20 protein-coding genes are annotated in these 20,546 nt (G+C 72.0%); 11 read left to right on the top strand and 9 right to left on the bottom strand.

Features of this window, described 5'->3' with window-relative positions; translation table 11 throughout:
* Positions 1-73 precede the first annotated feature (73 nt).
* The 6 genes from ACSTA4_RS19130 to ACSTA4_RS19105 all read right to left on the bottom strand — a co-directional run bounded on the left by ACSTA4_RS19130 (position 74) and on the right by ACSTA4_RS19105 (position 4,983).
* Complete coding sequence (locus ACSTA4_RS19130; protein ID WP_444960465.1) at positions 74-763, bottom strand: pyridoxine/pyridoxamine 5'-phosphate oxidase; 690 nt, start codon at positions 761-763, stop codon at positions 74-76.
* Positions 764-1,089: 326 nt separating this feature from the next.
* Complete coding sequence (locus tag ACSTA4_RS19125) at positions 1,090-1,881, bottom strand: sirohydrochlorin chelatase (RefSeq protein WP_444960464.1); 792 nt, start codon at positions 1,879-1,881, stop codon at positions 1,090-1,092.
* Positions 1,882-1,981: 100 nt separating this feature from the next.
* The gene (locus ACSTA4_RS19120) at positions 1,982-2,686 is read right to left on the bottom strand and encodes a phosphoadenylyl-sulfate reductase (RefSeq protein WP_444960463.1); all 705 of its coding nucleotides are present in this window, start codon (positions 2,684-2,686) and stop codon (positions 1,982-1,984) included.
* A complete protein-coding gene (locus ACSTA4_RS19115) occupies positions 2,683-2,889 on the bottom strand; it encodes a hypothetical protein (protein ID WP_013153834.1) in 207 nt (68 codons plus the stop codon). The genes ACSTA4_RS19120 and ACSTA4_RS19115 overlap by 4 nt, the downstream gene beginning before the upstream one ends.
* 127 nt (positions 2,890-3,016) lie before the next feature.
* The gene (locus ACSTA4_RS19110) at positions 3,017-4,714 is read right to left on the bottom strand and encodes a nitrite/sulfite reductase (protein ID WP_444960462.1); all 1,698 of its coding nucleotides are present in this window, start codon (positions 4,712-4,714) and stop codon (positions 3,017-3,019) included.
* 179 nt (positions 4,715-4,893) lie between these two features.
* Positions 4,894-4,983, bottom strand: coding sequence for a putative leader peptide (locus tag ACSTA4_RS19105; protein ID WP_017564358.1), 90 nt, complete (start codon positions 4,981-4,983; stop codon positions 4,894-4,896).
* A gap of 128 nt (positions 4,984-5,111) precedes the next feature.
* Here ACSTA4_RS19105 and ACSTA4_RS19100 point away from each other — a divergent pair, with 128 nt between their 5' ends.
* The 4 genes from ACSTA4_RS19100 to ACSTA4_RS19085 all read left to right on the top strand — a co-directional run bounded on the left by ACSTA4_RS19100 (position 5,112) and on the right by ACSTA4_RS19085 (position 9,391).
* Positions 5,112-6,122 (top strand): YihY/virulence factor BrkB family protein, encoded by a 1,011-nt coding sequence (locus ACSTA4_RS19100; protein ID WP_416026542.1) that lies wholly within the window; start codon positions 5,112-5,114, stop codon positions 6,120-6,122.
* Positions 6,123-6,269: 147 nt separating this feature from the next.
* Positions 6,270-6,743, top strand: a complete 474-nt coding sequence (locus tag ACSTA4_RS19095) for a hypothetical protein (protein ID WP_444960461.1) — start codon at positions 6,270-6,272, stop codon at positions 6,741-6,743.
* Between the two features lie 218 nt (positions 6,744-6,961).
* Positions 6,962-7,513: a hypothetical protein gene (locus ACSTA4_RS19090; protein ID WP_444960460.1), complete on the top strand. Its 552-nt coding sequence runs from the start codon at positions 6,962-6,964 to the stop codon at positions 7,511-7,513.
* Positions 7,514-7,906: 393 nt separating this feature from the next.
* Complete coding sequence (locus tag ACSTA4_RS19085) at positions 7,907-9,391, top strand: hypothetical protein (RefSeq protein WP_444960459.1); 1,485 nt, start codon at positions 7,907-7,909, stop codon at positions 9,389-9,391.
* Here the strand turns inward: ACSTA4_RS19085 and ACSTA4_RS19080 are convergent.
* Both ACSTA4_RS19080 and ACSTA4_RS19075 read right to left on the bottom strand, forming a co-directional pair.
* Positions 9,370-10,308, bottom strand: a complete 939-nt coding sequence (locus ACSTA4_RS19080; RefSeq protein ID WP_444960458.1) for a hypothetical protein — start codon at positions 10,306-10,308, stop codon at positions 9,370-9,372. The genes ACSTA4_RS19085 and ACSTA4_RS19080 overlap by 22 nt on opposite strands.
* A 130-nt stretch (positions 10,309-10,438) precedes the next feature.
* Positions 10,439-11,635 carry an MFS transporter gene (locus ACSTA4_RS19075; protein WP_444960457.1) on the bottom strand — a complete coding sequence of 399 codons (1,197 nt, stop codon included), beginning with the start codon at positions 11,633-11,635 and terminating at the stop codon, positions 10,439-10,441.
* Positions 11,636-12,082: 447 nt separating this feature from the next.
* Here ACSTA4_RS19075 and ACSTA4_RS19070 point away from each other — a divergent pair, with 447 nt between their 5' ends.
* A complete protein-coding gene (locus ACSTA4_RS19070; RefSeq protein ID WP_444960456.1) occupies positions 12,083-12,643 on the top strand; it encodes a GNAT family N-acetyltransferase in 561 nt (186 codons plus the stop codon).
* 130 nt (positions 12,644-12,773) lie between these two features.
* The gene (locus ACSTA4_RS19065; protein ID WP_444960455.1) at positions 12,774-14,129 is read left to right on the top strand and encodes a phosphoribosyltransferase family protein; all 1,356 of its coding nucleotides are present in this window, start codon (positions 12,774-12,776) and stop codon (positions 14,127-14,129) included.
* Positions 14,130-14,309: 180 nt separating this feature from the next.
* On the opposite strand, the gene ACSTA4_RS19060 is transcribed toward ACSTA4_RS19065, so the two are convergent.
* On the bottom strand, positions 14,310-14,609 hold the full coding sequence (locus tag ACSTA4_RS19060; RefSeq protein ID WP_013153824.1) for a WhiB family transcriptional regulator: 300 nt from the start codon (positions 14,607-14,609) through the stop codon (positions 14,310-14,312).
* Positions 14,610-15,409: 800 nt separating this feature from the next.
* Between ACSTA4_RS19060 and ACSTA4_RS19055 the strand changes: the two genes are divergently transcribed.
* The 5 genes from ACSTA4_RS19055 to ACSTA4_RS19035 all read left to right on the top strand — a co-directional run bounded on the left by ACSTA4_RS19055 (position 15,410) and on the right by ACSTA4_RS19035 (position 20,482).
* Positions 15,410-15,817 carry a YccF domain-containing protein gene (locus tag ACSTA4_RS19055; RefSeq protein WP_047868315.1) on the top strand — a complete coding sequence of 136 codons (408 nt, stop codon included), beginning with the start codon at positions 15,410-15,412 and terminating at the stop codon, positions 15,815-15,817.
* 150 nt (positions 15,818-15,967) lie between these two features.
* On the top strand, positions 15,968-17,269 hold the full coding sequence (locus ACSTA4_RS19050; protein WP_444964211.1) for an AI-2E family transporter: 1,302 nt from the start codon (positions 15,968-15,970) through the stop codon (positions 17,267-17,269).
* A gap of 275 nt (positions 17,270-17,544) precedes the next feature.
* Positions 17,545-19,143 carry an ABC-F family ATP-binding cassette domain-containing protein gene (locus ACSTA4_RS19045; protein ID WP_047868313.1) on the top strand — a complete coding sequence of 533 codons (1,599 nt, stop codon included), beginning with the start codon at positions 17,545-17,547 and terminating at the stop codon, positions 19,141-19,143.
* Positions 19,144-19,352: 209 nt separating this feature from the next.
* On the top strand, positions 19,353-19,559 hold the full coding sequence (locus ACSTA4_RS19040; protein ID WP_013153820.1) for a helix-turn-helix domain-containing protein: 207 nt from the start codon (positions 19,353-19,355) through the stop codon (positions 19,557-19,559).
* Positions 19,560-19,642: 83 nt separating this feature from the next.
* Positions 19,643-20,482 (top strand): enoyl-CoA hydratase/isomerase family protein, encoded by an 840-nt coding sequence (locus ACSTA4_RS19035; RefSeq protein ID WP_444960454.1) that lies wholly within the window; start codon positions 19,643-19,645, stop codon positions 20,480-20,482.
* Positions 20,483-20,546: the final 64 nt, after the last annotated feature.

The following is a 20,546-nucleotide window of genomic DNA, read 5'->3' as shown; positions in this document are numbered from 1 at the left end:
GTTCCGGAGCCCGTCCTTCCGGGCGGCGTCGCGGTACGGTGCTCCCCCTTCCCGCCGCGGCGCCTCCGCCCGGTCACGGCCAGAGCAGGCCGCGTTCCCAGGAAGCGTCCGCGCCCGGGCGGGCGTAGCGCAGGCGCGTGTGGCGGCGGTCCCGGTCGGCCTGCCAGAACTCCACCTCGACCGGGCGGACCAGGTACAGGCCCCAGTCCGCGGGAACCAGCTCCGGATCGCGCTCCAGCCGCTCCCGGCTCTCCCGCGCCACGCGGTCCACGTCCGCGAGGTCGTCCAGGGGCTCGCTCTGTCTGCCGTGCAGACCGGCCACCCGCGACTCCAGCGGTCGCGCCAGGTAGTCGGCGGCGCACCGCTCCGGGGCGGCCAGCTCCGCCCGCCCGCGCACCCGCACCTGACGGCCCTGCCCGATCCAGTGGAACAGCAGCGCCACCGCCGGGTTGCGGGCCAGCTCCCGCCCCTTGCGCGAGCCGGTCGTGGTGGCGAACCACCAGCCCTCTGGCGTGAAGTCCTTCATGATGACCACGCGGGCCGACGGGGCCCCCGCCTCGTCCACGGTCGTGACCGTCATCGCGTGCGGCTCGGCCACACCGCTCTCGACCGCCTCGGAGAACCACTCCAGGAACAGCTCCGCCGGGTCCCCGGGCGCCGCTCCGGGGTCGAACTCCGGCAGCGCCCCCGAGAACACCGGCAGTCCCCGCAACAGGTCCCGGACACCGCCGCGCACCACACTCCGCCCCTCTGACACGGACACCCCCACGATTCCTCGGTCGGCCGGCGCGCGTTCGCGACGCCCACCTCCGATTCTTCTGGGCCGCGGCCGCGCGGACAAGCCGCTTCCCGCGGTTGTGGACAACCGCGGGCGGCCTTCCCCGGAGGCACCCCCGAGGGGGCACGCCCCGATGGGGACGGCGAACGGGCGGCCCGCCCAGCGGACCGCCCGTTCGCCCCTCCGTCTCACGCGCCCTGTTCCGCGCCGCCCGCCCTGTTCCGTTCCGTCCGGCCGCGCACCTCCACGGCGCGGACGCCGGACACCGCGGCCGACAGCTTTCCCGCCACGGCCGGACGGCGCCCCGCGCCTCAGCGGAAGCTGGTCGCGTGCCGCGACGCCACCGCGGCGTCGTAGCGGTCCAGCACCACCCCTGCCATCTCGGGCACGTCCCCCAGTGCCTCGGACACCGCGTACGCGCCCGCCTCCAGCGACCGGGCGCGCACCCGGTCGGCGAAGAACCCCGGCGCCAGCAGGTAGGTGGCCACGGCCACCCGCGTCGCCCCCCGCTCGCGCAGGGCGGCCACCGCCTCCCCCGGACCGGGGGAGGCCGCGGACGCGTAGGCCGCCACGACCTCCCGCCAGGGGCCGCGCCCGGCCAGCTCGGCGGCCATCGCCGCCACGGTCGCGTTCGCCCCGGGGTCGCTGGAACCGGCCGAGGCCAGCACCAGGGCCGTGCCGGGGTCGGGGCGCACCCCCGCCTCGTCCAGGCGCCGCTCCACCGCCTCCGTCAGCAGCGGGTGCGGGCCCAGGGTGTCGGCGTAGCGCACCCGCAGCCACGGGCTGCGCCCGCGCGCGTCCGCCAGAACCTTCGGCAGGTCCACCTTGCTGTGGTAGGCCGCCGTCAGCAGCGTCGGCAGCACCACCGCCTCACCCGCCCCGCGTGCGGCCAGCTCCTCCAGAGCGTCCCGCGCGGAGGGCGCCACGTGGTCCAGGTAGGACACGCGCACGTCGAGCTCCGGCCGCAGCGACCGCACCCGGTCGAACACCGCCGACACGGCCCGCGCCGACCTCGGGTCCGCGCTGCCGTGCGCCACCGCCAGCAGGGGCACGCCCCCCTCCCGGCCTCCGCCGCCGCGCGCCCCGGTTCCGCCCACCGTCATGGCCGTCCTCCTCCTCGCCTCCGAGCACCGCCGCCCCCGACACCGCCGGAACGCGGCGGAGCCGCGGCCGGGCCGCGCGGCCCGGCCGCCGCGTGCGCACTCAAACGTGGATTCCGCACTCGGTCTTGCCCGTGCCGGACCACCGGCCGCTGCGCGGGTCCTCGCCCGGGGCCACCCGCCGCGTGCACGGCTCGCAGCCGATCGAGGGGTAGCCGTCGTACTGGAGCGGGTTCACGATGACCCCGTTCTCGGCCATGTAGGCGTCCACCTGGTCCTGGGTCCACCGGGCGATCGGGTTGACCTTGGTCATCCGCCTGCGCCGGTCCCACTGCACGATCGGGGTGTCGCGGCGGGTCGCCGAGTCCTCCCGGCGCAGGCCGGTCAGCCACGCGGCGTAGGGCTCCAGGGCCCGCTGGAGCGGCTCCACCTTGCGCAGGTGGCAGCAGATGCCGGGGTCGCGCCCGTGCAGGCGCGGGCCCAGGGCCAGGTCCTGCTCGGCCACCGTGCGGGTGGGCTCGACGTTGACGAGGTTGATGTCGTACACGGAGGCCACGGCGTCACGCGTGCCGATGGTCTCGGGGAAGTGGTAGCCGGTGTCGAGGAAGATGACGTCGATCCCCGGCACCGTCCGGGAGACCAGGTCGACCATGAGCGCGTCGGCCATGGACGAGGTCATGCACAGCTGGTCGCCGAAGGTCTCGGAGGCCCAGGAGATGATCTCCGGGGCGGAGGCCTCCTCCAGTTCACGTGCGGCCCGCTCGGCGAGCTCGGGACCGCCCACGGGGGTGATGGTGGTGGAGTTCAAGAGTTCCCTTCCGTCGGTCTGGAGGGGGCGCCTCCCGCGGAGAAGGACGCGGAGCGCAACCCGACGTACTTGACCCGAAACACCCGGGCACAGGACAGGCAGGCCCAGGGGTAGCCCTCTCCCTTGACGGCGGCGCCCTCCTCCGGCACGAGGTCCTCGTCGCCGCAGTAGGGGCAGTAGTGGGGTGCGGCCCTCTCGGACACGGCGCACCTCTTCCTCTCGCTCGGGGTCTTCCAGGTCGTTTCGCGGCCGTGGGCCGGGCCGGTCCGCACGCGGACCGGCCCCGGTGCCGCGGCCGGGGGCCGCGGCGGTCCCGACCGCCCGGACGAACTACTTCAGGTCGGCGTCCTCGGCCCGGCCGACCCAGGAGGCGAACGACTCGCCGTCCTCCTTCTGGTCCTGGAACCGGCGCACGACCCGCTCGACGTAGTCGGGCAGTTCGTCGGCGGTGGCCTTGAGTCCGCGGATCTTCTTGCCGAAGGACTGGGTCAGCCCCATGCCGCCGCCCAGGTGGATCTGGTAGCCCTCGACCTGCTCGCCCTCGGAGTTCATGACGAGCTGGCCCTTGAGGCCGATGTCGGCGACCTGGATGCGCGCGCACGAGTTCGGGCAGCCGTTGACGTTGATAGTCAGCGGCTCCTCGAAGTCGGGCAGCCGCTTCTCCAGCTCGTCGATCAGGGTGGCCGCGCGGTCCTTGGTCTCCACGATCGCCAGCTTGCAGAACTCGATGCCGGTGCAGGCCATCGTCTGGCGGCGGAACACGCTCGGGTTGACCTGGAGTCCCTCCGTCTCCAGGGCGGAGGTGATCGAGGCGATCCGGTCCTCCTCCACGTCGAGGATGACCAGCTTCTGGTCGGCGGTGGTGCGGACACGGTCCGAACCGTGCTCCTCGGCGATGTCGGCGACGCGCAGCAGCGCGGTGCCCGAAACCCGGCCCACCTTGGGTGCGAAGCCCACGTAGAACCTGCCGTCCTTCTGGCGGTGCACGCCCACGTGGTCGCGGCGCAGGCCCGAGTCCAGTTCGACGGCGGGACCGTCGGGTAGGGCGTAGCCCAGGTACTCCTTCTCCAGGACGTCGCGGAACTTCTCCGCGCCCCAGTCCTTGATGAGGAACTTGATCCGGGCGCGGGTGCGCAGGCGCCGGTAGCCGTAGTCGCGGAAGATCCCGCAGACCCCGGCCCACACCTCGCTCACCTGGTCCGGGCGCACGAACGCGCCCAGGCGCTGGGCGAACATCGGGTTCGTGGACAGGCCGCCGCCGACGAACAGGTCGTAGCCCGCCTCGCCCGCCTCGTTGCGCACGCCCGCGAACGCCACGTCGTTGATCTCGTGGTTGACGCAGTGCACCGTGCACCCCGACACCGAGGTCTTGAACTTGCGCGGCAGGTTGGAGTACAGCTCGCTGCCGATGTGGTCGTCGTAGATCTCGCGGATCGCGGGACCGGCGTCGATGACCTCCTCCTCGGCGACCCCCGCCAGCGGACAGCCCAGGATGACGCGCGGGGTGTCGCCGCAGGCCTCCATGGTGGACAGGCCCACCGACTCCAGCTTCTCCCAGATCGCCGGGACGTCCTCCACCCGGATCCAGTGGTACTGGACGTTCTGGCGGTCGGTGATGTCGGCGGTGTCGCGCCCGTAGTCGCGGGAGATCTCGGCGACGGCGCGCAGTTGGGCGACCGTCAGCTGGCCCCCGTCGATGCGCACCCGCAGCATGAAGTAGCGGTCGTCGAGCTCCTCGGGCTCCAGGATGGCGGTCTTGCCGCCGTCGATGCCCGGCGCGCGCTGGGTGTACAGGCCGAACCAGCGGAACCGTCCGCGCAGGTCGGCGGGGTCGATCGAGTCGAACCCGCCCTTGGAGTAGATGTTGATGATCCGATCGCGGACGTTGAGCCCGTCGTCGTTCTTCTTGTTCTCCTCGTTCTTGTTCAGCGGCTCGTGGTAGCCGAGGGCCCACTGGCCCTCACCACGGCGGCGTCGCGGCTTGGCCGCGGTCGCTGTCCTGCCGGGCTGCGCGGAAGAGGGAGGCATCGCGGGTGTCTCCGATGAGGTGTCGCGGGGTGCTCACAGCCCCGGCGCCCGCACCGCATGCCCGCGTCGCGCGCACATCGTCGTGCTGGCGATCGGGTGGGATCCGCGTGTGGGAAGAGGAGAGGAGGCAGGGCGCCGGTGCCGCGCGCACCCCTGGGGTGCGTCAAAGGGCGGTGAGATTAACCGACGCTGCAACAGATGGCGCTGCCGACCCGCAGGAAGTCCACGTGACGGCGCACGTAGAGCATGGGGTCCAGAGCAGCGATCATGTAATGAGAATGTCACGGGCGTCGACGCTTTGTCCAGACGGGGTCTGACCGCCCCGGAGTGAGTCACGTCACTCGGTACTCGCGTCCGTGGCGCCGGGCGGCCCCTGAGGAGCGCTAACGTTTCCTCCGTGGCGGGTTTCTGGGAGCGGCTGTGGTACGCCGTGGACGGGTGGCTGAGACGTCGTGCCCGCCTGCGCAGCGGGATGCTCCTCGTCCTGCGCACGGTCCGGGCCTTCGCCCGCGACCGGGTCGTCGGGCTGGCCGCCGAGTCGGCCTTCTTCACCCTCATCTCCCTGCCCGCGCTCATGCTGGGCCTGCTTGGCGCCCTGGGCCCGCTGACCGTCGTGCTCGGCGAGGACTTCGTCGAGGAGATCCGGCTGTGGATCCTGGACCTGACCGCGCGGGTGCTGACCCCGGACACGGTGGACAGCGTGGTCGAGCCGCTCGTGGACGACTTCCTCGGGGGAGTCCCGGGCGGAGTCCTGTCGGTGACGTTCCTGGTGTCGCTGTGGTCGGGGTCGCGGGCGATGAACGTCTTCATCCGCTCGATCACGATCTCCTACGGCCTGGACGAACTGCGCGGCTGGGTGCGCCAGCGGGTTCTGGCCTTCGTCGCCTACCTGGGCGGGTTGCTGTTCGCCATCCTCCTGCTGCCGGTCCTGGTGGCCGGGCCGGACCTGATCAACCGGTTGCTGCCTATGACCGTGGGGCGGCTCAACCTGTTCTACTGGCCGACCGTCGCTCTGCTCGCCGTCGCAGCGGTCACCCTGCTGTACGCCCTGAGCGTGCCGGTGCGCACCCCGCTGTGGCGTCACCTGCCGGGGGCGCTGCTGGCCGCACTGGTGCTGATCACGGGTTCGGTGGCGCTGCGGGTCTACCTGGACGCCTCCTTCGGGCAGGTGACCATCTACGGCTCCCTGGCGGCGCCGATCGCCATCCTGGCCTGGCTGTTCGTGATGGCGATCGCCGTGCTGGTGGGGTCGTCCTTCAACGCCGAGATCGACGCGATGTGGCCCATGCCGCGCACGGCCGCCGCCCGGGCGGAGATCGCCAACCGGGACTTCGAGCGGGCCAACCGGCTCGTCCAGCGACGGGAGCAGGCGTTCATCGACGCGATCGTGGAGAGCAACGGACATTGACCGGTTCCGGTCGTCCGGTCGCCCTTCGACGTCCGAAAAGCCCGGAAAGTCCTGTCGCGCCGGTAGTTTTGTCGTGCCGACGGGCGGGAGGCCGCGATCCCGCCGCACCCGAGCCCGGACGGCGCCGCCCGTGAGAGGCCGTCCCCCATGACCGTTCCCCCACCGGACGCCGTTCCCCCAACGGACGAGGGCGACCGGGACTCCGTGCCCGTCACCGTCGAGACCGTGCTCGGCGGCTCGAAGACCATGTTCTACGCCTCGTTCGGCCTGCCCATACTGATGCTCACGCACACCCTGCACGCGTACCTGAGCGGCGGCAACGAGATCTACCTCGGGCTCTTCGTCATGATGCTGTCGGTCGTGGCCCTGGCGCCACTCCTGTACATGCGCTCCCTCCCGGGGATGATCGAACGGCGGCGGCAGCCGGTGAAGTCGCCGCTGATGGAGGGCATTCTGCTCGGCGTACTGTGGGCTGCTGGCGCGATCTATCTCGTCGTCGCGGTCGGGGACTACCTCTACGGGGTGCTCCCGTGGCCCCTGCTGGCGCTGAACCTGGTCGCCCTCGTCTCCCCGGCCCTCGGCACGGAGGCCTTCGTGCGCGAACGGCGGTGGCGGTCGTGAGGGCGTCCTTCCTACTGTTCCAAGGGGCAGGGCTCGGCCTGGTGGCGTGCATCGCGATCGCCGGACGGGTGGGGATCACCGGCAACCCCGTTCCGGTGACTGTCGGATTCTTCCTCGCATTCCTGCTGTTCTTCCCGGTTGGGCTCTGGGCGAGTGCCGATGCGGAACTGACCTCCGGCGAGCTCCACCGGGTGCACAACTTCCGACACCCTTTCCGGATGGCGCGTCTGTGGTGGTTCATGGTCTTCTGCAACGGGTTGCTCGCGCTGTTCTTGATCGTCTCCAACGCCGCGTGGACACTGGTGCCGCTGTTGCTGGCCTCCTATACGGCCTTCGCGCTCTCCCTCGCCGCTGGCAGACGCGAACGCCAACAGCTGCGTGAGGCGCTCGCCCGGCCCGAACTCACCGGTCCCAAGGTCATCGGTATCCGCAGCCCGGAGCAGGTGCCGCCGGGCTGGAGCCCGGTGCTGGTCCACCGGATCGACCGCGGGAGGTTCGACATGCTCGTCGACTACCGGATCCTCGTGGACGGCGACCGGGTCGGCACGCTCGGCCCCGGTCAGACCCTCGTGCTCGGCCTCCCTCCGGGTCCGCACAGCGTCCAGGGCGGCCTCGGCAGGCTCACCAACACCGCCGTCCCCTTCACGGCCGAACCCGACGCCGCGGTCCACTTCACGGTCGAACCGGCCAGTCCGGACCGCCGGGCCAACGCCGACCGGCGCTCGCGCCCCGGCGAGTACTTCCGCCTCGTCCGGGTTCCGCCCTGGTGAGGCCCTGAGCTGCTACGCGTGCGTCCGGTGGGAACCAGGTGGCCAGATCCGGCCATTTTCGGTGTGAACTAAATATCTTCCCCAGGTGTCCACTCCATGGTGACGGCGATGCCCACGGCACCAGCCGCATCCCATGTTCGGTTGATTCTCCAGGTCACGGAGGGGAGGGCGGGACAACTGCCCCAGGTACGCCGGTCCGTGCGCGCAGTCTTGGCGCATGGCCGGAATAGGCGTGACGAGCGACGATCAGTATGATCTCGTGCAGCACTGACTACGCGTGCGTCGGCACCGTCTCCAGGTAGCCCCCGGCCGCGAATTACCGTCATCGCTGACCTAGGTCCCCGTACCCCCGTACACGAACAGGTCCACGTTCCCCATGCCTTCGGAGGCACCATGAGCCGGGAGTCCCGCCCGGGGCAGTCCCGGCCCACCGCCGTCATCGTCATCGCGCCCGACGAACGCAGCGCCGAGATCCTCGTCGAGGGGCGCCGCCAGGTCGTCACGGGCCAGGCGCCCAAGGAGACGCGGCGCGCCGCCTTGGACGTCGCCACCGGCTACGCCGCCAGGATCGGCCAGCCGGTCCTCATCGACGCCCGGGACGCCAACGGCTACTGGCGTCTGGTCGCCACGCCCACGGGCGTGGTGCAGGCCGCCGACCAGGTCGTGGCCAGCCACGAGCCGACGCCGCCGCCTCCTCCTCCCGCCCCGGCCGACCCTCCCGCCAGCGGTGTCGAGACCGTCGCCCGGCCCGAGGCCAAGGCGAAGAGGAAGGGTGGTCGGGCCCTCGTCATCGTGGGCGCCGCCGTACTCGCCCTGGTGCTGCTCGCCGGTGCGGGAGCCGCGGCCTGGCGCTTCCTGCCCGGCCTCGGCGGGGGCGGGGGAGATATCGCCGCGGACGTGACCACCCTCAACCACCCCGCGCCGCCCCACTTCTCCACGACCGTCGACTTCAGCGCGCAGATCGCCCCGGGCAGCCAGCCGGGGGTCGGTCGTGAAGGCGACCTGCTCGCCTACGTCGACCCCGAGCAGCGGCTCAACCTGCTCGACGCCGACGGTGAGCGCCTGTGGGCGGCCGACCTGCCCGTGGAGGCCACCGAGGCCCTCGGCGAACTCCGGGTCCTGGAGTACGGCGGTGAGCAGGCCGTCGTCATGGAGACCGCCGGAACCCTGTGGTTCTGGCCCGTCGCCGGCGGCGATCCCACCGGTGTGGACCTCCCCGAGAACGCCTCCGTCCAGTACGTGGGCCGCTCCGTGCTCGTGCGCACCGAGAGCGAGGCCTTCGTCCCGGTCGGCGCGGAGCTCCAGCCGGTCGAGCTCCCTGGCAACTCCGCGCCCATGCTCGCCGATGGGCACAACCTCCTCGCCGCCGTTAGTGACGGCCCCTGGACCTGGGTCAGCCCCGACGACAACCCCGTTCAGGTCACCGCCCAGCGGCCGGACGACGCAGGCGAGATGGAAGCCGTGCTCACCGCCCTGCGCGAGTACGTCATCATCCGCTGGGAGCCCTTGCGGGGCGAGGGCACAGTCCTGGCCTTTCACGACAGCCAGGACGGCAGTGTCGTCGGCAGCGCCCAGATCGACCCCGCCGACCTGGAGGACGTGCGCCACCGCTCGGAGGCCATCGGTACCCAGTTGGTGGCCTATGGACCCGCGGTGATGAACCCCGAGAACGGCCGGACCTCCGTGGTTCCCGGCCTCAAGCCCCAGGTCGCGGTCGGCTCCCTCGTCTTCGGTCAGATCGACGATGCCCCGGTGGCCGTCGACGCTGAGGGCAGAGTCGAGGAGGCAGCGGCGGAGTCCGTCCCACCCATCGGCCTGCTCGGTGAACGGGCCGTCGTGGTCCACGAGGACCACCTCTATGCCATCCCCTCTGAATAGATCAGTACACGAGAAGAGAAAGGAGTGGGATGACCCCCAAGAAGCGGGTTTTCACCGTGACCGCGGCTGGCCTGTTCATGGCCGGTTTCTCCGCGGGTCCGGCGTTCGCCGACACCCTGGACGCGACCGCGCCCGAGGCTGCCCCCCAGGCCGCCGAGAGTACGGTTCTCGACCTTCCCGTCGAGGAAGTGGTCCACACCACCGCTGAGATCCTCCCGCTGGACCTCCCCGGTGGCGACGACACGCCTCCCGCCAACGGTGGCGGTGACGACGGCACGACGCCTCCGCCCGGCGGTGGCGATGATGGCGGCGATCCCCCTGGTGACGGCGGCGGCCCTCCCGGTGACGGGGACGAGGGTGAGGACCCTCCTCCCGGTGACGGTGGTGGCGACGACGGCGGCGACCCCCCTGGTGACGGCGACGAAGGCAACCCCCCTGGTGACGGTGGTGGCGACGACGGTAACCCCCCCGGTGACGGTGGCGGTGACGACGGCGGCGACCCCCCTGGCGACGGTGACGATGGTGACGACGGCGGTAACCCCCCCGGTGACGGTGGCGGTGACGACGGCGGTAACCCCCCCGGTGACGGTGGCGGTGACGACGGCGGTAACCCCCCCGGTGACGGTGGCGGTGACGACGGCGGCACGCCCCCTGGTGACGGCGACGGCGGCACCGCTCCCGGTGGCGGCGACGAGATCCAGGCCCCCGGTACCACCAACCCCGGTGGTTCCGCCCCCGAGGCCGCCGCTCCTGTGAGCGAGGGCAACGGCGACAACGACGACGACGGTGACGAGACCCTCGCCACCACCGGCGTCGACATGCAGGGCTTCGTGCTCGGCGGCGCCGTGGTGACGGGCATCGGCGCTCTGGCCCTGTGGGCCGGGGCCCGCCGTCCGGCTCCGATCGCCTAACGGCATCACCCCGCCGCACGGTCCCTGAGGCCGTACGGCGACGAGGGCCCCCGACCGTCAGGTCGGGGGCCCTCTCACGTGCGGGGGGAGGCGGCCGCGCCGTCCCGGGGGGAACGGCGCCGCGGCCCTTCGGCCCTCACGCGCGCGGACGCAGGGCGAAGGCGAGAAGGAAGGCGCCCACGCCCGCCCCCGCGATCACCCACAGCGCGTTCCCCAGGCTGGAGGAGTCGGCGAGGAAGCCCACCAGCGGCGGGAAGGCCAGGAAGCCCGCGCGGCCCAGCCACCCGACGACGGTGATCCCGTCCCCGGTGCGCACGCCCGGCACGTTCCCCGCCGCCGCCAGGGTCAGCGGGAAGAGCGTGGACACGCCCAGCCCCATCACCCCGAAGCCGATGACCGTGGCCACCGGGTGCGGCACCAGCAGGGCGAACGCGATCCCGCCGGCTGCCAGCAGTCCGCACGCGCGCCCCACGTTGGCCGCGCCGAACCGGTCGGTCACCCGGTCGCCGGCCAGGCGCCCCAGGGTCATCATCGCCTGGCAGGCCACGAACGGCATCGCCGCCAGGAACAGCGACGCCTCCAGCTCCGAGGTCATGTACACCGCGCCCCAGGAGGCGGCGGAGTCCTCGATGCCGCCGGCGAACATCAGCAGCACGCCGAGCACCAGCAGGAGCAGCACGGCCCGTCCGGGCACGCGCAGGCGCCGCCCGCTCCCGGTGTCGGTGCCGTCCTCGCGCTCGCTGCTCTCCGGGCCGGGCAGCAGCATCCGGCTCACCGCCAGGTTCACGCACACCAGCACCGCGGTCACGCCGCCCAGGTGCCACAGGATGGGAACACCGGTACCGGCCATGGCCGCGCCCAGGAGGCCTCCGGCCACCGCGGCCAGGCTCCACAGCGCGTGGAAGGTGTTGATGATGCTGCGTCTGTAGCGCCGCTGGACGCGCAGCCCGTGCGAGTTCTGCGCCGAGTCGGTCCAGGCGTCCGCGCTGCCCAGCACGAAAAGCGCCGCCGCCAGCATCCACCAGTTCTGCGCCAGCGCGATGAATGGGAGCGCTCCCAAAGAGATGAGGCTGGTCCCCACCGCGGTCCGGCCGCTGCCGAACCAGTGGATCAGCGGGCCCGCCAGCATGCCGGTCAGGATCGCGCCGGTCGGCATCGCCGCGATCGCCAGGCCCAGTTCCGCGTTGCTCAGCCCCAACTGGGCCTTGAGCACCGGCAGCCACGGAACGGCGTTGGTGTAGGTGAAGCCGTTGACGAAGAAGAGGGTGGAGACCGCGACTCTGGCCCTGCGGGCCTCCGGCGGAGGGGACTCGGTTCGGGTCTGGACGTTCACGGCGGCTCCCAGGACGGCTGTCGGTGCGTGCAGATGTTATCGAGTCCGGTCATCGGATGGCAGGCCTTTTCGGCCGCCCCGAACAGGTTCGTTCCCTGGGCGCCCTGCCTCACCGCCCGTGCGGACGTCCCGCGTCGCGGAGCCCTCGTCCGTGGTGGCACCGCCCCGGCGGGTCCCACCGGGCCCTTCTTGCCTTCGGGTGGAAGAGGAAGTCAAATAGAGGTCCTGCTCCGTCACCGGACAGGCCCCCGGCCGCCCCCCGACAGGTCCCGCCTCCACTCCGCCCGACGTCCTCCGCCCCGGCCCCCGTCCGCCACCGCCTCCAGGTCCCCGACCCGAGCCCCCGCCCAGCGGCCCGCTCCCGCGCAGGGCGTCCAGCCCGCTGTCCGCCGCCTCCCCCACGCCGGGAACCGTGTCCGCACGGCCCGGACGGAACCGGAAGAGCCCATGATCAACACGAGCGCGCTGCGAGAGAAGCCCACACTCACCGGGAGGAGCGTACGTCTGGCGCCCCTGTCGGCCGAGCACACCGACGCCTACTTCGCCGCCAGCCTCGACGAGGAGGTCCGCAGACTCACCGGCACCCACCGGCGCATCACCTACGCGCAGGCCAAGGAGTGGTGCGAGACCCGCGCGGGCCGCACCGACCGCCTGGACCTGGCCATCACCGCGCCCAAGGACGGGCGCTACCTGGGTGAGCTGTCGCTCTACGCCGTCGAGCCCGACGACGAGAGCGCGGGGTACCGCATCGCCCTGTCCGCGATCGAGTTCACCGGCCGGGGACTGGGCAGGGAGGCCACCCAGCTCGTGCTGGAGTACGCCTTCGAGCACATCGGCCTGCACCGCGTCTGGCTGTACGTCTACGCCTTCAACATGAGGGCGATCGCCGTCTACCGCTCCTGCGGTTTCGCCGTGGAGGGGCGGATGCGCGACTCCCTGCTGTGGGACGGACGCCGCTACGACGCGCTGCTGATGGCCGTCTTCCGGAACGGCTTCCGCCGCACCTGAGGGACGGTTTTGCTCGGGCTCGGGGTTGGAACCGCCGTGTCGGGGGGTATCTCGGTACCACTTTCCAGCGGCTCGTCCACACAGCCGAGAGGAGCGGTACCGGGGCCCGTACCCCGGCGCCGGTGAGGCCATGAACCCAGTACCCGTTTCACTGCCCTTCGCCGACCGGTCGGAGGCGGGACGCCGACTCGCGGAGCGGGTGCGCCCCTTCGCCGTCGACGAACCGCTCGTGCTGGCACTGCCCCGCGGGGGAGTGCCGGTCGGCGCGGAACTCGCCCTGCGGCTGGGCGCCGACTTCGACGTGCTCATGGTCCGCAAGATCGGTCTGCCCGGACACCCCGAGATGGGGGTCGGCGCCGTCTCCGAGGACGGGCGCGTCCTCTACGACGACCGCGCCCTGGCCCGGCTGCACGTGCCCCGCCAGGCCCTGTCCGACACCGTCGCCGCCGAACGCGACGAACTCGACCGCAGGCGCCGCGTCTACCGCGGAGAGCGCCCGCCCCCGCGGATCGCCGGACGCGACTGCGTGGTGGTGGACGACGGCGTGGCCACCGGGGGCACCGCCCGCGCCGCGCTGCGCATGGTCCGCCAGGCCGGCCCGGCGCGGCTGGTCCTGGCGGTGCCGGTCGCCTCGCCGGAGGCGGTCGCGCTGCTGCGCGAGGAGGCCGACGCCCTGGTGGTGCTCAGCGCGCCGGACAACTTCCGCGCGGTGGGGGAGTGGTACCGCGACTTCGGCCAGCTCTCCGACGACCACGTCACCGCCATCCTCGCCGAGAACGCGCACACGCGGCCGCGCTCGGGTCGGACGCGGCACGTGCGGGTGCCCGTGGGAGGGGTCCACCTCGACGGCGACCTCACCGTGCCCGCCGAGACGCGCGGCGCGGTGGTGATGGCCGCGGGGGAGGGGCGCGCGGACGAGCGGTGGCGGTCGGTCGCCTCGGTCCTGGGGCAGGCCGGGTACGCCACCCTCCTCATGGACCTGCTGACCGAGCGGGAGCGCTCGTCCGGTTCCTCTGACAACGCTCCCGACAACGGCCTCGTCAACGGTCCCGACGCCGCCTCCGGCGTCGGCGCCGACGAGCTCGGCGAGCGGTTGGGCGCCGCGGCGGCCTGGCTGCGCCGGACCGCGGGCACCGCCGACGAGCCCCTGGGCCTGCTGGCCTCGGGCGACGCCGCGGCCTCGGCCCTGGTCGCCGCGGCCAGGCACCCGCGGGACGTGGCCGCGGTGGTGGCGCACGGGGGTCGGATCGACGTGGCCGAGGCGAGCCTGCCGGACGTGCGGGCGTCGGTCCTGGTGCTGCTGGAGGGGGACGACTCCTTCCTGCGCGAGCTCGGCGAGTGGACGCGCGCCCGGATCGGCGGTTCCACGGACCTGCGGGTGGTGTCGGGGGCCGAGCGGCTGCTCCGCGACTCCCGCGAGTGGCGCCGGGTGGCGGCCGAGGCCCTGGACTGGTTCGACCGGCACCTGGACGCGGGCCGAGGGTGAGGCGCCGGAGGGCCGGACGCGGCCGTGTCCTTTCCGCGGAAGTGGGGCCTTTCAGCGGACCCGGAAGAGAACGCCGGGCATGAGAAAACCCGCGGCGCCCTCGACGTTGTTCGTCGGGGCGCCGCGGGTTGTTCGGGGGCCGGGGCCACCGGGGGAGATCCGCCTGCGGGAATTTCCGGACTACGCGGCGTTCGCGCGACGCATGCGGCGACGGCGCTCGGAGGCGCGCTCGTCCTCGTTCAGCCCGCCCCAGGTGCCGTACTTCTCCGGACGCGAGATCGCGTAGTCCAGGCAGTCGTTTCGAACCGGGCAGGCCGCACAGATCTCCTTGGCCTTGCGCTCACGGATCTCCCGCTCCGGCTGGCGTTCGCCGTCCGGACCGAAGAAGAGCACAAGGTCCTCGCCCCGGCACGCGGCGGCATCCTGCCACCCCCAGTGCGGGCGGGGGCGCAGCGCGGCCTGCCGACGTACCTGAGACATGCTTGAACCACCTCTACTGAAATCACTAGTAAGCTGTCGGAAAAAGCTTCAGTCACCAAAATTGGTCATGCGGCGCGAGTCACCCCGCACGACGCAAACGCCGAGCGGTGCGAGTGATGTTCCCCGGTGTGGCTGAGACCACGAGAAGCACAGGTACTGCGGCACCGATCCGCCGAGGGGCGGAGTGCTCTCACGCGAACGGCTGCGGAGGCGGTGACGGCCTCCGTCCGAGCCGGTACGTAATCATGCCATCCCTCATCCCGATCATGCACGGGGGGTAGGGAAATTACTCGCACAACCGTTACCGAAACCAGATGACAACTGACCGGTGTGCGGTCTTTTGTCTGAGTTTGTTGTGCATCGCAAGATCTGGGGCCTTGCGAAGGACACAGCACATCGTATGGTGCGATGTCCCTCCTGCCTAGGGGGTCCTCCTGATGTGCGGGTCACATTGCGGTCTGCGCGGAGCTCCCGGTTCGGGCCTGACCGTATGTCCTCACCCTCCGTCGATGCCGCTCGGGAGGGTCGACGCTCCCTCCCGCGCCCGCTCCGGGTGCTCTCCCTCGCGCCCCGTGCCCCTACCCCGCCGGTGCGCGATCCCCACACGACACGCCGTCCCGCGGCGCCCGCGTCAACGCCTCCCGCATGCCTGAAGGCCGCCCCTAGGGGAAGTACCAGGGTGGGGCGTCCGAACGGGTCGTGGTGCGCGGACGTCCCAGACGGTAGAAACAACGGACACGGCCGCTCCGCGGCCGCGCGTCCCCGTAGCGGGACACCAACAAAGGGAGGACGAGAACACCGTGGGCCTCTTGCGGTTCATCCTGAACGTCATCTGGATCTTCGTCGCGGGGTTCTGGCTGGCCGTCGGCTACGTCTTCGCGGGCATCATCTGCTGCATCCTCATCGTCACGATCCCCTTCGGCGTGGCCTCGTTCCGCATGGCCAGGTACGCGATCTGGCCCTTCGGGCGCGATCTCGTGCGCAGGCCCGGCGCGGGCGGGGGCAGCACCTTCCTCAACGTCATCTGGGTGATCGTCGCCGGTTGGTGGCTGGCCCTCGGCCACATCGCCACCGCGATCGGCCTCGCCGTCACTATCATCGGTATCCCCATGGCCTGGGCCTCGCTGAAGATGATCCCCGTGGCCCTCGCGCCCTTCGGCAACGAGATCGTCGAGAGCGGCCGCCCGCGGGAACCCTGGCAGTTCTGACAGCGTTGACCTCCCATCCGGGCCCGTGGAAAACACGGGCCCCACCCGTTCGCCCCCCCGCGAGACCACCCCCATGCGGCCGTCGGTCCCCCGACCTCCACCGCGCAACGTCCAGAGAATGGAGTCCATGTGCAAGCCCAGCGGCCGGGAGTGTGGGCGCTCCTGAACAAGTGGCTCTCCGCCCGCAGAGCCCGAGCCGAGCGCCTCGCCAGACTGGAGGCGGAGAACCAGCGCGCCGCCGAACCCCAGGCCGCGGACGAGGGGCCTGCCGAGCAGCACCAAGGGGACGACAACCTCCTGCGGTCCATCAGCGACGTGGCCTGGCGGGTACTGCTCATCGGCGTGGTCGCGGGCCTGCTCGTCTACGTGCTCGTCTACCTGTCGGTCGTCACGCTGCCGGTGATCCTGGCGGTGTTCCTCACCGCCCTGCTCATGCCGATCGCCAACGGGCTGCGCCGCAGGGGGCTGGGCAGGGGGTTGTCGACCACCATCGCCCTGCTGGTCGGACTCATCGTCTTCAGCGGCGTGATCTCGCTGATCGTCACGCCCGCGATCCAGGGCTTCGGCCCGCTGGTGGACAGCGTCACCAGCGCGATCACCGAGCTCCAGAACATCCGGCTGCCCTTCGTCGACCCGGCCCTGTTCACCGACATGATCGACGACGCCTGGATGCAGATCCAGGGCATGATCACCGAGAACCAGGACCAGCTGCTCAGCGGCGCCTGGACCGCCACCTCGGCGGTGATCTCGGTCCTGGTCGGCATCGTCCTGATCATCGCCCTGACCGTGTACTTCGTGCACTCGGGCGACCAGCTCATGGACTGGCTGGTCACCCTGCTGCCGAGCCGCTCGCGCCCGGGCATGCGCCACGCGGGCGACGTCGCCTACGGGGTCATGGGGCGCTACGTGCGCGGTGTGGCCGCGGTCGGCTTCTTCGACGCCGTCGGCATCGGGATCTTCCTGGTCTTCCTGATCGACATCAACCTGGCCATCCCGCTGATCGTGCTGACCTTCGTCGGGGCCTTCCTGCCGATCATCGGCGCCTTCGTCACCGGCCTGCTCGCCGCCCTGGTGGCCTTCGTGACCGAGGGCTGGGGCATCGCGCTGGTCGTGGTCGGTGCCGTGCTCCTGGTGCAGCAGCTGGAGAGCAACGTCTTCGCGCCGCGCATCTACGGCGCCTCGCTCGACCTGCCCTCGCCGATCGTGCTCATCGGCATTTCCGTCGGCGCGGTCGTCGGCGGCATCCCCGGCATGTTCCTGTCCACTCCGGTGGTCGCCGTGCTGGCCGCGCTGCTGCGCAACCGCCCGCCCTCCAGCGGTGACGACTCCGGTGGAGAGGACGCGGACGTGGCCGAGGTCAAAGCGGACACCGTCGTGGTCAGGGCTGACCAGGGGACCGGCCAGGACGCCTCCGGCGGAGCCACCCCGGTCGATCCCCCCGAACAGAAGTAGGTCCGGGGGCGGCGCCGCCGCGTCCGCGCCGCCCCGGGAATGTCCGGCGCCCCCGCCCCGTTGACGGGGCGGGGGCGCCCGCGTTCCGCTCAAACCCCTCGCGCCGCCCCCCACCGGTGCCGTTAGTCTGGGTCGGTAGGCCCCGAGTCGCCCCTCCCGCAGCCGCGCGAGGGAGACCACGTCTCCCCGCGGCGCACACGCCTGCCCGGCCGCCCGGAGCAGTCGCACGGACCGGCCGCACACCAACGTCCCACCACCTCGTAGGAAGCCCCACCATGCTGATCGCCACCGACCTCGAACTGCGCGTCGGTCCTCGACTCCTGTTGGAGCCGACCACCTTCCGCGTCGCCGCCGGGGACCGGATCGGACTGGTCGGCCGCAACGGTGCGGGCAAGACCACCATGACCAAGGTGCTGGCGGGCGAGGGCCTGCCCACCGGCGGTACCGTCACCTCCTCCGGCAGCATCGGCTACCTGCCCCAGGACCCGCGCACCGGCGACCTGAACGTGATCGCCAGGGACCGGATCCTGTCGGCGCGCGGCATCGACGAGGCCCTGCGCGGGATGCGCGAGGCCGAGAAGAAGATGGCCAGCACCGACACCAAGACCCGCAACAAGGGCGTGCGCGCCTACTCGCGCTGGGAGGAGCGGCTGCACGTGCTGGGCGGCTACTCCGCCGAGTCCGAGGCCGCCGCCATCTCCTCCAGCCTGGGGCTGCCGGACAAGGTGCTCGGCCAGCCGCTGCACACGCTCTCGGGCGGTCAGCGCCGCCGGATCGAGCTGGCGCGCATCCTGTTCAGCGGGGCCGACACCCTGCTCCTGGACGAGCCCACCAACCACCTGGACGCCGACTCCATCGCCTGGCTGCGCGACTTCCTCAAGTCCCACCAGGGCGGGCTCATCGTGATCAGCCACGACGTGGAGCTGGTCGAGCACGTGGTGAACAAGGTGTTCTACCTCGACGCCAACCGCAGCGTCATCGACGTCTACAACATGGGCTGGAAGCTGTACCTGGAGCAGCGCGAGGCCGACGAGCGCCGCCGCAGGCGCGAGCTGGCCAACGCCGAGAAGCAGGCCGACACCCTGCGCAAGCAGGCCGACCGGTTCCGGGCCAAGGCCTCCAAGGCGCGCGCGGCGCAGCAGATGCTCAACCGGGCCGACAAGCTCCTGGACGGAGTGCAGGGCGTGCGCAAGTCCGACAAGGTGGCCAAGCTGCGCTTCCCCGACCCGGCGCCCAGCGGTCGCACGCCGCTCATGGCCGAGGGTCTGTCCAAGTCCTACGGGTCCCTGGAGATCTTCGCCGGGGTGGACCTGGCCATCGACCGGGGCAGCCGCGTGGTGATCCTGGGCCTCAACGGCGCGGGCAAGACCACCCTGCTGCGCCTGCTCGGCGACGTCGAGAAACCCGACACGGGCCGGGTCGTGCCCGGCCACGGGCTCAAGCTCGGCTACTACGCCCAGGAGCACGAGACCCTGGACGTGGACCGGTCCGTGCTGGAGAACATGATGAGCGCGGCCCCGGACCTGCCGGAGGTCGAGGCGCGGCGCACGCTGGGCTCGTTCCTGTTCACCGGCGACGACGTGGACAAGCCCGCGGGCGTGCTCTCCGGCGGTGAGAAGACCCGACTGGCGCTGGCCACGCTGGTGGTCTCCAGCGCCAACGTGCTGCTGCTGGACGAGCCCACCAACAACCTCGACCCGGCCAGCCGGGAGGAGATCCTGGCGGCGCTGCGCAACTACAAGGGCGCGATCGTGCTCGTCACCCACGACGAGGGCGCGGTCGAGGCGCTCCAGCCCGAACGGGTCATCCTCCTGCCCGACGGCGTGGAGGACGTGTGGAACGCCGAGTTCGAGGACCTCATCGCGCTGGCCTGACGCCGCCCGAGGCGGAGGAGGGGCACAGGGGAGGTGGACGCCCGGCGGGTCCGGGAGGTTCACCTCCCCTCTTTTCGGTCAGTGTCCTCCCCGCGCCGAAAACGGCGTCTTCGGCGGGACGCCCGCGTGGTGTGGCGGTCCGCGGGCCCGATACCGGATCATGAGGGTGGCCCACGACGGGTGATCCGACGACTCTGAGGAGCGAGTGAGTGAACGACGCGCCGATCAAGCGCCCACGGCTGGCGGGGGAGGACCGTTCCGCGCTCGCCGCCCAGCTCAAGAGCCGCTACGACGCGGGGGAGAGCATCCGCATGCTGGCGGCGGCCACCGGGCGGTCCTACGGTTTCGTCCACCGGCTCCTGAGCGAGGCCGGGGTGGAGCTGCGCGGCCGCGGGGGACCCACGCGCAAGGCGTGAGGCGCCGGGCCCCGGCCCCCTCGCCGCCCTGTGTTACTGATAGGTAATATCCGGGGGTGACACCGAACACGACGGAGGAACCCATGGCACAGGCGACGAACGGGTCCGGACCGGCGCCCACCGGGGAGGAGCTCTCCCGGGCCCGGCTCAGGCTGGTGGTGCGGGGGCCGGTCGCCCACGTCACCATCAGCCGCCCCGACCGCCGCAACGCGATGACCGGGCGCACCTGGACCACGCTGGCCCGCATCGGCCGGACCCTCCCCGAAGACGTCCGGATCGTCGTCGTCGACGGGGACGGCGACATCTTCTCCGCCGGGATCGACCTCGGCATGTTCAGCCCCGAGGGCGTGGACGGCGAGCGCTCCATGGTCGCGGGTCTGGCCGACGGCACCGCCTCCGACGCCGAGGTGCGCGACTACATCGCCGGTCTGCAGGAGGGCTTCCTCTGGCTGCGCCGCCCCGACCTGGTCACCGTCGCCGCCGTGCGCGGCCACGCCATCGGCGCGGGCTTCCAGCTCGCCCTGTCCTGCGACCTGCGCATCCTGGCCGACGACGCCCAGCTGTGCATGAAGGAGCCCGCCCTGGGGCTGGTCCCCGACCTCACCGGTACCAAGCCCCTGGTCGACATCGTCGGCGTCAACCGCGCGATCGAGATCTGCCTGACCGCCCGCCGCGTGGGCGCCCAGGAGGCGCGCGACCTGGGCCTGGCCGAGCTCGTGGTTCCCGCGGACGAGCTCTCCGCGGCGGTGGACGACGTCGTGGCCGCCCTGCTCGCCACCGACCGCGCGGCCGCCACCGCCACCAAGGCCCTGCTCCAGCAGGCCGCGGGCAACACCCTCCGGCAGCAGGCCGAGGCCGAGCGCGCGGCGCAGGCCGCCCGGCTCGCCGCCCTGGCCCGAGCCACGGCCGACGGAGCACGTTAGCCCCCGCTCCGCCTCCCGTCCCCCTGCCTTCCGGACCGGGGGCGGAGCCGCGTACCCAGCGGTT

The sequence above is a fragment of the Nocardiopsis sp. M1B1 genome (genome assembly GCF_052466615.1).
Note: the sequence above shows the minus strand (reverse complement) of the source record. Positions and strands in the feature narration are given on the sequence as shown.

Coding starts and splice junctions, on each gene's coding strand:
- ACSTA4_RS19125 (WP_444960464.1), bottom strand. CDS start 1,881: ATGACGGTGGGCGGAACCGGGGCGCGCGGCGGCGGAGGCCGGGAGGGG.
- ACSTA4_RS19110 (WP_444960462.1), bottom strand. CDS start 4,714: ATGCCTCCCTCTTCCGCGCAGCCCGGCAGGACAGCGACCGCGGCCAAG.
- ACSTA4_RS19105 (WP_017564358.1), bottom strand. CDS start 4,983: ATGATCGCTGCTCTGGACCCCATGCTCTACGTGCGCCGTCACGTGGAC.
- ACSTA4_RS19095 (WP_444960461.1), top strand. CDS start 6,270: ATGACCGTTCCCCCACCGGACGCCGTTCCCCCAACGGACGAGGGCGAC.
- ACSTA4_RS19090 (WP_444960460.1), top strand. CDS start 6,962: ATGGCGCGTCTGTGGTGGTTCATGGTCTTCTGCAACGGGTTGCTCGCG.
- ACSTA4_RS19085 (WP_444960459.1), top strand. CDS start 7,907: ATGAGCCGGGAGTCCCGCCCGGGGCAGTCCCGGCCCACCGCCGTCATC.
- ACSTA4_RS19080 (WP_444960458.1), bottom strand. CDS start 10,308: ATGCCGTTAGGCGATCGGAGCCGGACGGCGGGCCCCGGCCCACAGGGC.
- ACSTA4_RS19070 (WP_444960456.1), top strand. CDS start 12,083: ATGATCAACACGAGCGCGCTGCGAGAGAAGCCCACACTCACCGGGAGG.
- ACSTA4_RS19065 (WP_444960455.1), top strand. CDS start 12,774: ATGAACCCAGTACCCGTTTCACTGCCCTTCGCCGACCGGTCGGAGGCG.
- ACSTA4_RS19060 (WP_013153824.1), bottom strand. CDS start 14,609: ATGTCTCAGGTACGTCGGCAGGCCGCGCTGCGCCCCCGCCCGCACTGG.
- ACSTA4_RS19045 (WP_047868313.1), top strand. CDS start 17,545: ATGCTGATCGCCACCGACCTCGAACTGCGCGTCGGTCCTCGACTCCTG.
- ACSTA4_RS19035 (WP_444960454.1), top strand. CDS start 19,643: ATGGCACAGGCGACGAACGGGTCCGGACCGGCGCCCACCGGGGAGGAG.